Origin of the sequence: Clostridium sp. MCC328 (assembly GCF_018785465.1) — a bacterium.
GTDB classification, from domain to species: Bacteria; Bacillota; Clostridia; order Lachnospirales; family Lachnospiraceae; genus Pilosibacter; species Pilosibacter fragilis.
In genome coordinates this window covers 67,376-79,687 of sequence record NZ_WQPW01000028.1, presented here as the reverse complement: position 1 = coordinate 79,687, position 12,312 = coordinate 67,376, and the positions used below count along the sequence as shown (strand labels likewise).

The 12,312-nt window shown below is 44.2% G+C and carries 6 protein-coding genes; 1 reads left to right on the top strand and 5 read right to left on the bottom strand.

Annotation, left to right across the window (positions count from 1 at the left end; all coding sequences use genetic code 11):
• Nucleotides 1-164 precede the first annotated feature (164 nt).
• The 5 genes from GPK83_RS05405 to GPK83_RS05385 form a co-directional block, all read right to left on the bottom strand.
• Nucleotides 165-878: a hypothetical protein gene (locus GPK83_RS05405; protein WP_215704203.1), complete on the bottom strand. Its 714-nt coding sequence runs from the start codon at nucleotides 876-878 to the stop codon at nucleotides 165-167.
• 81 nt (nucleotides 879-959) lie between these two features.
• On the bottom strand, nucleotides 960-1,937 hold the full coding sequence (gene mobV, locus GPK83_RS05400; RefSeq protein ID WP_275950612.1) for a MobV family relaxase: 978 nt from the start codon (nucleotides 1,935-1,937) through the stop codon (nucleotides 960-962).
• A 154-nt stretch (nucleotides 1,938-2,091) separates the two neighbouring features.
• Nucleotides 2,092-3,165 (bottom strand): hypothetical protein, encoded by a 1,074-nt coding sequence (locus GPK83_RS05395; RefSeq protein ID WP_215704201.1) that lies wholly within the window; start codon nucleotides 3,163-3,165, stop codon nucleotides 2,092-2,094.
• A gap of 95 nt (nucleotides 3,166-3,260) precedes the next feature.
• A complete protein-coding gene (locus GPK83_RS05390; protein WP_215704200.1) occupies nucleotides 3,261-6,389 on the bottom strand; it encodes a phage tail tip lysozyme in 3,129 nt (1,042 codons plus the stop codon).
• Between the two features lie 62 nt (nucleotides 6,390-6,451).
• Complete coding sequence (locus GPK83_RS05385; RefSeq protein WP_215704199.1) at nucleotides 6,452-10,522, bottom strand: hypothetical protein; 4,071 nt, start codon at nucleotides 10,520-10,522, stop codon at nucleotides 6,452-6,454.
• A gap of 201 nt (nucleotides 10,523-10,723) precedes the next feature.
• On the opposite strand from GPK83_RS05385, the gene GPK83_RS05380 reads away from it, so the two are divergent.
• On the top strand, nucleotides 10,724-12,241 hold the full coding sequence (locus tag GPK83_RS05380; RefSeq protein ID WP_215704198.1) for a hypothetical protein: 1,518 nt from the start codon (nucleotides 10,724-10,726) through the stop codon (nucleotides 12,239-12,241).
• Nucleotides 12,242-12,312 lie beyond the last annotated feature (71 nt).

Genomic DNA, 12,312 nt, shown 5'->3' with positions numbered 1-12,312 from the left:
TCCTCATTTCTATTCATTTCAATTCGAGGCCCGTATATGAAACGGGCCAGATGCTTACAGAGACGTGAAACCAACCGGTCTACGCCAGTTCTTATGCAGATTTTACCTCATCCGTGATAAATCTACGATTTCCATGGTTCTGCGGATATGTAAAATACACCTATTTAGCGCCTTTTCATCAGATACTGATACAACAGATAAATCAGTCCGGCAATCGGAATGAATAAAAAATTAGATCTCAAAAACTGCAGAAACATATTATCATCCGTTCCGTCCGGCTTTTTAAAATCCAGATAAACATTTCCATTTTCTTCCGGAATCGTCAGTCTTGCTCCGTCATCCAGCTTCTTACCATTTCCGTCCACAACACTTGTCAGTCGGTAAGTACCTGGCTTGATACGGATCTGCTGCCCTTGGTATGCGACGGACAGAGTTGTCTCCTCATCATTTTTCTTCATGGTAATCTTGACCGGAAGCACAACATCATTTGCCGTCCGCATCGCCATGGTCACATAGCCTTCCTCATCCGGTCCGTTATCCGGCGTCAGAATATCAATCATATCTTCTTTTAAGTCATCCTGTTTTTTGGTTTCCGCTTCTGTTGCAGACTCTGATTCCGGCTCTTCTGATTTTTCCGATGCTGTCTCGGTTTCTACAACCTCCTCTTCACTTTCTGCTTCAGACGTTTCTGTTGTTTCTGTTTCCTGGGCGGTTTCACCCGGAACGGTGCCAGGCTCTGATTCGGCAACAGACTCCTGCGCAAGGACTTCTGATGTTACTGTCTCCGTTTCCTGTTCTACTGGCGCGGCATAAACCTGACCTCCAATGCACATCAAACAAAGTGCAAGTGCCGCGGTTTTTACAATTTTTCTTTTCAAAATCATTCCTCCTCTGATGATTGCTTGTGATACTGGAATTATGGAATTTTTCCGTCATTTTCCTGTATGAACGGTGTCGGCCTACTTTTCTTTTTCCTGCAACATGGCCCTTTCGTAATTGCGCTGAACATTATCAATAATCTCTGCCACATTCTCAGCAAGCTCCGGGTTCGTCTGATTTGTCCATTCAATGCCCTTTTGCAGGTTATCACGGTAATGGATTGCATGTACAGCATTCTCCACGCTTCCAATTTCATCCATAATCTCGTCCACATACTGCTGGTAACGTTTTTCAATTGCCGCTTCCAGAGTCCGATTGGCTTTCGTTAATGCTTTATTTTCTTTGGTTAACTGATCGATCTGATAGTCCTTGCCCAGCATACGCAGGCATTGCTGCTGATAAAACTCATTTGCTCGCTTTGAATAATCATACAAAGTCTCATCATCCCTCGGGCCCGGAAGCGTTTTTTCAAGCGCCAGGTTAATGTTGGAATAAAACATACCGACTTTCTGGTGCTGGATATGCATGTAACGGTTTTCCGGTTCCAGTCCAACTTCTTTTGTATACTGGTAATATTTGGTATGGAGATCTCGCATGGCCTGCCGATCCGGAAGAAAGGCGCGCGCACTCAGTTTTCCGTCCTTGATTGGTATAATTACTGCATGAATATGCGGCGTTCCTTCATCCATATGGAGTACGGCGGATGCGATATTTTCCTTGCCAAACTGGTCCATAAGAAACTGCTTGGATTTCTCCATCCATTCTTTCACGGAAAAATCCTTGGGAAGACCGCTTGTTCCATAAGACAACATGAACTCCAGCCCCAGAGTCGCATTTTTTCTTATTTTGTGCGTTTCGTAATACGGAAGTTCCATGAGTTTTTTTTCAAAAAATGTATTATAAGTCTCACCTGCCGGTAGACGGATAATCTGTTCATTCATGTGACTGTATGCTTCGTTAGCATTTGGAATGGCGCCGATTCGATAGTTATGCTTGAATTTTGCAGAGAATGCCTGCATGGAATGGATCGGTTCCACCCTCATAATCTGTTTCCCCATTCTTTTCCCTCCTTCCCATATTTTCTGATGGTAAAATTATGGGCGAGGATACAATCAAATATCACGGATTGCTAATAAATAGCATTTACGCGCATATAGAAAATTGCAAAGAAAAAGACCACCCATGCGGATGGTCTTTCAAAAACCTGAAGACTTATTTTTTCTTTTTTTTGTAATACACGCAGGCTCCGATGGCAACACCAACGACAATGGCTGCTGCAATTTTTGCTACCTTGGTAAAATCAAAAGCCACGTTTGATGTTACTTCAGCTGCCGGAATTGTTTCTTCCATGGAGGAATCAGATGGGAATTCTTCCGGGAAAGCTTTCTTCAATTCTTCATTTTCATGGTTCTGTTCTGCATCAATCTGTTCCTCGATAACACGTCCGTTATTCATCTGATTGGCATTGACTTCCGTTGTTTCCGTGCTGTTAACCATATAAACGATAAGATCGGTATCTTCGACTGTTTCGCCGGTTTTAATCGTAAAATATCGACCAAACGCACCGATATTTCCCTTGTGTTCCCACTTAAATGTCATATCAAGGTTTTCAGGTACCCAATCACAAAGCTTGTACTCCATAGTGCCAGTTTCATAATATTCCCCGGCAGGCAATGCTACATTTGCTTCAAAACCATGATCCATGTCGAGCACAACGTCATACACTGTTTCCCCAACAAGATGATAGGTCAGGCTCTCAAAGACTCCGTAATTTTTTGCCTGAATATGGATGAGCCCACTCTCTTTGCCATCTGAATAATCATATACGGCCGGTCCATCTTCCAGTTCAAAATTTTCATACGCGCCATCGCCGGTCTGCTCCGTTGTATGATTGTTGGAAGTCTTTCCATATTCCGGATTTTCCGCTACATTTACCGAAAGCGTAGTGTCAGAATGGATGTCCAACGTTTTCTGTACGGATGCTACGTACTGGTTCATCACGTCTTTTGGCAAAATGACATGAACATCATAAAGGCCAGGATCTACTGGGATGGTGATGGAGTAACCATCTCCCGCCGTGATTCCATGTCCTTCTTTATTCAGGTATACATCAACCCTCTGGTCGAAACCTTCGGGAACACTCACCTGAATGGTAACATTTTTTGTATTTTCATTGATTTCCGTAATTTCTTTTAAATAATCATCCGTGCTCCTCGCATAGCATGGAATACACATCATTAAGGTCAGCATTGCACAACTGATCAATCCAAATTTATTTTTCTTCATGGTCTTCTCTCCTTTTTATCTTAATATTTTCTTTTGTAATTATGGGGCCGGATTCCGTAGCTTTGCTGCCGCAAAAAAATGCGGCAGCACAACCATTATCCCTTATATACGGTATAATATCCTGAGTTTAGATACTTGCTGATAAAATCAGGGGAATATGCCTGGTAACTGTATGCCTGATGGTTGCTGTTCGGATCATTCACATAAATGTTTCCAGAAGCATCAATGCCGGTCAGTACAATGATGTGAGCGCTTTTTGTAAAATAGCTATCCGACCCTTTTTTCGTGGACATGGCAACTGGATTGCCCTTTCTTAATTCTTCCAACACCGCATTCATGGAGGACAGTGACTTGTATTGGAGCCCGTAAGCAGCTGCCATAGCGCTGTAAAGTTGTGAACAGCTTTGACCTACTCCTTTCACGTGAAACGCATTATAGTTTCCTTTGACTTCGATCAGTTTATTATATACATCACTTGGATAGATCCAGCTGCCGAGCTGATAAGAAATCAGCATGGACAAGGATGTCAGGGAACAACCGCTGGTTGCAATCGTTCCGTCTCCGAAAGGCAGGGCGGACCATGGCTGACCACCACTCTGTGCATAATACGGTACTTTGTTGTTGCTCTGGTTATTCGGCACACTGTATCCGTTTGGATCGATATTTAAAAGTCCATTGCCTTGTTTCGCCTGGTATATCTGCTGCGCGTATTTTCGTCTCTGTGCAAGCTCCTGATATTTTTTTCCATTAAACATAGGGCACTCGACTATGGTATGGGAGGGGTTGTTGCAGACACATCCCTCGTAAACAGCCGCCCATAAATCACAGCCAAGCTGCACGTCATCAATGGATTTGTAATCGGATTTGCCATTATATCGTCTTAAAGCCGATGTAAAATATCCAGAATAACCTTCAAGTTCCTTCAACATAAATGCAATTTGTGCATCCGCATCCGTCCAGCTTTTTCCCATACTTGCCGCAAAATTTTTCATTTTTGGGCCTCTTGAACTGCCATCCCATTGCACCAATCCCAGGTAACCGGAACCGCTTACATCTGAGGGATTGAAGTGTGATTCCTGCCAGATATTTCCGCATGCACCTGCGGCAAATTCAGGGGAATATCCGGCTCCGGTCAAGGCATTGTACACTTTTGTCATAACCGCAATCTGTTCCGCTGTAAGCCCTGTCAGGCCGCCGAATGAATACGCCCCAAAAGTCGTCATCCTGCTTGGGTCATAGTACTGCGGAGTGAATGTGGCTCCGTTTAAGTCAAGACTTACATTAATCCTCCCTTTGACTTGGAAGGCTTCTCCTACCGGGTTTTTCTGCTCAGATTTCTTCGCATATGCATTCACACAAAACAAACCGAAAATCCGATCTTTCAGACTTTTAGTAATCTTTGTAGGCGCCTGTTTCTGTCCCGCATAAGCCGTGATGCCGAACAGACCATGGGAAAGATTTGATGTCGGGGTTGTTTTTGCAGAGCCGACTATGACGGTGCCGCTCTCATCCTGTGATTTGTATTTTTCGTGTAATCCGTCCGTATAAGTATCATACCATCCTGTCCATATTTTTTTATATGGGAGCATTTTATTGAATGCTGATTTAGAACAATACGAATCTTTCCACTCAATCCCTATTTCTGCTAATGCATCTTTTATTTCCTGCGTATCCGGATAAGCTCCGTATACCAGAGCAAACTCCACCGCTTCGAATCGTTTCATGGATTCACTGTCCCAGTTGGAAACATTATTGACCCAGGAATCAGTTTTGCCAAGGCTCAGCCTGTCAATGGCAAGAAGCAGGTTGTTTTTTCTTGTCAGATCTGAATAGTATACCATGGAATTACCGTACACATCCATATACAGTGCGGAATCATCCTGTTTTAACACACTATTGATCTCAACCGGGAGATTGGAGTCCTCTACATTGTTTCCGTATTTATCTTTTGTATAGTCTTCCGGGTTTTTCTCATTCCCTCCGTATTTCAAAGAAGAACTTGTACTTCTTTTTTTTATCCGGCCTGGGATTCCCTCAATTGCCACATCTGGATTCACGTTTGTGCGGTTTCCTGTCCGTTTCAAGAGTCCAGCTGCATCAATCGTTACGTTGTATCCCGCTCCGGCAGCCTCATTGATGGCACCAATATCAGCAACATTGATTTCCTCTTTTTTGCCTGCCTTTTCACCGGTATTTTCATCCACTGCGTTTGGATCCCAGTCTTCATCATATTCGTAATATGCGTAAAAATTCACATTTTTGTTCCGCATCACCTTATATGTATCCCCGCAGTCATAAAGTTCTCCGGATTCCTCTTCTTCCCATCCTTTCATGGTTGCTTCCCAGATCAACGCCCCGAGGGACTTTTTCAACGTAACGGTCTCACCGGGAATGACGGTCTCCGTGGAATACACGCCACCTTCCTGCTCCGTCACATAATAAGTCGGTACATCGATCGGATAATATTGCGTGATCGTCACCGGGTCATCCGTCACGACCGTGAAATAATACTCTCCTTCTTTGAATTTGGCCTTCATACCCTCCTTGAAAAAATATTCCTTATCGTTATCATCCATGCAATACCAGCCGATTCCGTTTCCGGTCAGTCCTTCATTGGATTCGATCGTTTCGCTTGTAGCGTCCGCATCGTCGCCGGATTCAAAGAGATATGCATAATCCGCTGGGTTCTCAAAGGTATATTCATCCTTTGGGGCGATGGATTTGGCCAGGGAATAGATCTCGTCGCCGTTTACATTCTGGAAATACAGGTGTACCTGGTGATCAAAGGATATGGTAACGGTATTTTCTCCGGTCAGTACCGGATTATCCGTTTTTACATAAAAGTAATGGTTTCCCGCTGACCATTGGAACGCATCACCTTGTTTGTATTCTTTTATCGTATTCCCATTTTCATTTACTTCCGCCCAATGGGTGCCAGTGACCTGATAATACAATTCCGGATAAACTTTTTCCTTACTGTCCGGATCCACCGGAAGATATTTCCATTCGTCCGGGTTTTTGAATGCGTATGTCTTTTTTGAACCTATCTGTTTTTGAAGTTTTGTGATTTCTTCCCCGTCCACCGTATAAAAGTAGAGATAGGCGGTTTTGCTCAGATCACTGCTTTCCGCATAGGTCGCTTTTGAAAAAAAGATGCACCAGCAACTGAGTAATGCGGCAATCAAGCAGATAACGGTGACAGTCTTATTTTTTGTAGCACTCATATATTCTCCTTTCTTTGCTATGGCTCAGACATAAATCTGAACCATACAATACTTTTGTGACTTTAGTCATGGGTTATTGACTCCGTAGCTGTTTCCGTTTCTTCCTGGTTTTCCGTGGATTCCGTTGTTTCGCTGTCACTAACGGAATCATAGTTGCCAACCTTGTCATAATTCACGTCTTTTGCTGCCGGGAAACTCGGATCCCTGGAAAGGTCTCCGATCGTGACGTATACAACTGCCGCCATGTGTCCGGCACATTCATACTTCCATTCGTATTCATAATGCCAGTGGTTGTCCTTCTTCAATTCTTCGCAGTCATAATATTCCACATCATCATCATGTTTGACTTTGTTGTGATCCGCCTGGCAGTTGTAAACTTTCCTTTTGTTACCAGTGCGCTTCCAACCGCCATGTTCGTTATTTTTGCCATTATTGCAAAGATCGCTTCCGTCTTCTCCATATCCATCGGAAGGCACGTCGTCACAGGAATCGCAAACCCAGTCTGCTTCTCCCCAGTGAATAATGTTTTTTTCAAACCCGTCTGTCAGCCAAACAATTGTTCCATCCTTGTCGCATTTACCTTTATCATAAGTAGTCTGCATTTCCGAAGTGTCCACGGCCCCTTCTACCACTTTTGTCACAACTGCCTCATCAGTATGTTCCGCGCCGCAACCGGTACATGCGTTTGTGTCTGATGCATTACTGGTACCGCAGTTTTTGCAGATCCATACATCGATGGTACTGTTTCCGGGATGGTACTCTTCAATCGAAATCTGATGAGTAGCCGCCCACAGATAATAGCAGTAATCCTTGAAATGCTGGGCCATGTCTTCATATTCCTTTTTAGCCTCTGCCGTCGCATTCTCTCCCGGTTTAACCAGCGGATATGGCATAAATTTCTGGGCCATGGCAAGAATCGCCTTGGTGTTATTTAAGTCCACATGTTCCGGGGTCAGTTCGACACCCGTCATGGCATCGCGGAAAATGACGTTATAGGACTCATAAGTCGTTGCATTTTCATTTGTTACAAGACCTGTGGTTACGCTGTATTCCCCGCGATGGTTCGCTGCATCATTGATATCTGCCATGAACTGGTTGTTTTTCTGTGTCAGTTCCGTGGTGATTTCCTGGATGATTTCGTTATCAATATAAATACCATTTGCCGGACCACTGTCTTCCACTTTACGCTGGCTGTCCACTGCTTCACCGAGAAGCAGAATGATCAAAACCACAACCAGTATCCATCCAAGCGTCACGCTCGCTTTTGCAACAAAGGACGTCAGGGCTTTACTGGCTGTTGCTGCTACCTTATCCAGGCCGAGTTTTACAATCAGTTTCTGCGCCGGCTTGGTGATCGGTTTTGTCAGGAATTTCAATGCGCTGGATGCGTGGTTAATGATTGCTCTTCTGGTTTGTATCAGGGAATTTTTTACCCCGATTTTATCCAGTGCCTTGCCAAGGTTTTTGGCAGCCCGTTCGCCGGCCTTTTTCTTTGCGGCACCGAACGGGTTCTTGATTGCATCTAATACATCCAATGATACCTGTTTTCCAAACATGGAGGCTATTCCGTCAGCATCCACGCGGATGGCTCCGAACTGCCTGAGTGTATGCAGAAACAGTTTCATACCGGCCCGGTATGCCATATAGGTACTGGTAACAAACATATTGGCATCGCCAAGTGCCCTGCCGGCATCGGACTGTCCGGCAATTGCTTTCAGCAGGTTCTTCTGAAAACCCTTTCGAATCATCCTCGCGATACCGCCCGGTCCAACATGGAATTTTTTCTGCGCGATACCAGCCGTGAGATTATCCAGTACTGCCATATCAGCCGGATTATTCCTATACTTTTCCTTAAGTTTTGCCAGTTTGACCAAAATATCTTCGGAAGACATATTAAGTTCCGCAAGATCCTTTCTCAATCCGTCCGAAATATTCAAGTTTGCCGTCAGCTGCAGGATATCTTCCGTGGACGCACGCCCAAACCAATCTGAAAATGATTCTCCGGCGCGAAGACCAAAACCATCCGGACCATCGGCAAGAAAATTCTTCTGGAACTGTGCAAGGAATTGTTGCCCCTTTAACCGTTCAAGTTCCTGCGTCAACTCAGCGATCGTGTTTTTATCCGAATCCGTCAGGATTCGTTTTGTCTGCAGGTTGGAAATCTGATCGCGCAGTTTTTCCATCCGTTCCCCTAATTCCTCAATATTTCCGTAAAATGCACGATCGAAAGCGTACATGCTGATTGCCCCGGTTCCAGCGTTATCACCATCGATAGCAGCCCGTGTCAGGAAACGCAATGCGCCTTCCGCATCCTGCCTGCTGTTACCGGTTGCGGCCATATTAAAAGCAATTAACACCTCGTGATCCATCATGGTTTCCTTGGTCAGGTTCATGGCGCCATTTGACATCATGGTGGCAAGCATGGCCGCTGCAATTGGGGAAGTGTTGTCGATCACCTGGTTTGCCACGCGGCCCCCATCCGTTTCACGGCTGACCACGGTCTGAGCAACGATGCGCCGCGTTGCTTTCTGCAGCTGCTTGAAATGTTTCGGGGAAAGGGCATTTTTAGCATCGTTGATGGTTCGGTTGCGCAGAATGGTTTTTGCTTCAGTGGCACGATCCACAGATTCCTGCGTGCCCTGAAAGATTTTTATTGTTTCTGGGGCGGTGCGTTCTGCATCAATCCGCTGAACGCGTACAGTTTGTTTTCCAGCATCATTTCCGCGCAATATATCGTCGCCGCTGTTCATGCTATAAGGTTGCCGAATAATTCCGCTATGCGTATGAGTCGGAATCTCATTGTGGCATGTTGCTGCTGTGCCAAGAATCTGCACGCCACCAGCTTGGACCTCACCCGAAGCAGAATGCGCAGTTGCTGCATTGCGGTGGGTAAAATCCACCTCTGTATTTCTGTTTCCTCCCGCTAAAGCCGAACGCTCTGCATGACTTCGCGATGCAGTATCATGGTGTGAAGCTTCTACGTAATCTCGTGTGTTTTTTCGTTCTTCGTACGATTGCTGAGCATGGCGATCAATATCCTGATTTCCCCGAAAGATACCCCGATTTTTTTCATAATCCTGTGTTTCATATCCACCAAACGGGGTCTGATGGCAGGAATGGTCTTTATTTCCCTCAAAATTTTCGGGCGTATGCTGGGCAGGTGATATTTTATCCTGCGTATACGCACCAGCATTCGTCCTGTCGATTGTTCGATTATCCCCATGAATGGTTTCTCTCGCAGAAGTATTTTCATCAGTATGATAAAACCCTCCATGGCTGCCAAACCCGGCGGAAATATTGGCATTGGATTCGGCGCCGGCCGAGCGCCTTGCCTGGTCGCCACGTTCCGGTCGTGAGTGTGATGCTTCGCGTTCAGTCTCTTTCAGACGCTCAGATTCGAACCCGGAATAACGTTCTGATTCCTGATTTCTGTGTTCCTGTCTTTTTATCGCCTCACGAGATTCTGTATCGGCAGTGCGTTCCCGTTCCAATGGCTCATATGATTCACGCTCTCTATACCGCTGCTGCTCTTGCCTTTCGTGATTTGAAGCGCACTCCTCGCTATATGTCTTTTTCTGTTTCTTTTTATTTTTAGTATCAGATTCTGACCCATCTTCTAATTCGTCCGGCGTTTCCCGACCTTCCTGTTCCTGTTTTTTCTCGGAATCAGTGTCATTTTCCTTACCGTCATCCTTTTCTGGTTTTTCCTCGTCTCTGGAGTGTTCGGGCTCATCAGTATCCTTATCTTCCTCTGTCTGTTCTTTTGTCTGTTCTGCATCAGCGAGAATCTTTTCATTAATTTCCTGTACAACTTTGTAGATACGATCATAATCTACTGTTCTACAACAATAAACGTAGAAACCAAAGGATTTAATGTCATCCGGCAGTGTTTCTGCGGTGCTTTTGACGAATGGGATTGTTTTCTCCTGTAATGCCAGTTCCAGTGCCTGATCCAATTCATCTGGCGGGGTCACAGCCACCATTTCATCTGTATGTTTCAAATCGCGCATGACGGTATCGTAATAATAGGAGTAATTTTTAAACCGTTCCATCACCTCAAAGAAATTGGGAATGGTACTCATAATGCTTTTCCAGAATGCCATTGTGATCTGGACGCCACTCATTTCTTTCATCAAAACAGTCTCCTTTCCATGGTTTGTTTAATTATGGAAAGAAAAATGGTTAAAAACGGAGAATGGAGTACGTGCGCAAATGTAGAAATAATACGATTTTTGTTATCCGCAAAAATTCCTATTTGTCAATTAAGGATGAATGCGATATGATGAATATAGAAAACAGATAAATTGGGGCCATTAAGACTGTGAGGTTTTTTTATGAATAGAAAAAAAGTAATATTGCAGGATATGCAAAAGCAGCATACGCAAAATCGTTCTATTGTTGATCAGATTTTTCAGAATCCGTTTATCCGCGATCTGCCGGATATGGCGGCATTACGTGGCATGTACTGTCGCTTTATTGTTGGCGAGACAGATGTATATGTTGCATTTGGTTATGATGAGAAAATGGTATATGGAGAATTCATTGAAGCGCGAGGGGCAATGATCCCCGAGTCGGTTGTAAAAAAATGTGGATACTTTGTGCCAGAATTTGACGCCGGAGTCATTCGCCTGTTTTGTGAAACCAGAAAATTGACAGGTGATTCATGCAAAAATATCGATGAGATCATGAATTTAATGATCTGGATGGATTTTTTTACTGCACGTTGCATGAAGCACGGGCTTCAAATTCCAATGTATTGCAGCCGTGATAACGAGAACGAGGTGACGGCTAATTTTGTGGCTATGTTGGACAATGAGCGAGTTATAGATTCTCCTGGAAGAAGATCATTTGACGCACAAGAGGTACAATACTATCGTGATCGTCTGATTCCTGAATGGCCAATTCATCCTCACGGCGCACGCCCAGGGTTTATCGGATTCCAAGAGTCTCGCTACGCATATCATTGCTCTACAACTGCAGAAGCGCGTGACCTCTATAACTCAACAAATAAATGGAAAGGTAATTTAAGCGAGCACGATTTTGATAAGCATGATTATTTTAATCCATGGGTTGAAAAAAATTTGGATTCCAAGGCCGAAGCTGATTTTATAATCCATGGAATGAATTCAATGAATATTCCATGTATGTATTCTGATGTTCATGGATTTTCACAGGCTATGAAGACAGACAACCGTGCATTTAATAGGCTGGGGTTGCGTAAAGACGCTGGCCAAACCGTGAATGTATGTTTTAATTCTACAGACATTGGAGCATTTATATATTGGAGAAGGCAATTCTTAACCACTCAATTTTCAAACGCAGAAACAACGCTTGGCACAAAGTTATATTATGCACCAGAAAAAGCATCATATTTATTTGGTGTATCTGGCAATGTTCTCACATGGATGTTGCAAAATCTGCGCAATGAGGGGATTCCATTTGGATATCCATTCGATTGTCCACGTAACGTGGCGGGAACGAATATGGTATGGCTTTGTACGGATATCAGCGAAATGCCTCGTGTAATTCCCCTGGTTCATGAGGCACATTCCATGTTTTTTCATATGCATCGATATGGGTTGGATTGGGACTCCACCAGAGAGATTCGCCAGTACGCAAAAATGAGATATCCTGCCGATCATATGCGGAGCCTCTACATCACCTCCGATCAACCAGCATATGGCGGTAAGAAAAATTTTTCCGGGTATGTCCTATCCATGGATGGAAAACGATCAGATAAACAAATTACTACTGCCGACATTGATCCGTCCCTAACACCTCGTTGTATTCCGATCGATGAGGCGATTGAAAAAAAACTCATGATTGTACGCCCGGAACTGCGCAAGTCATAGAACCATTTTGCAGGTAAATATTTCCATAATTATCTCGTCGAAGGGGTACAAAAAATCGCAGAGTAATTCGG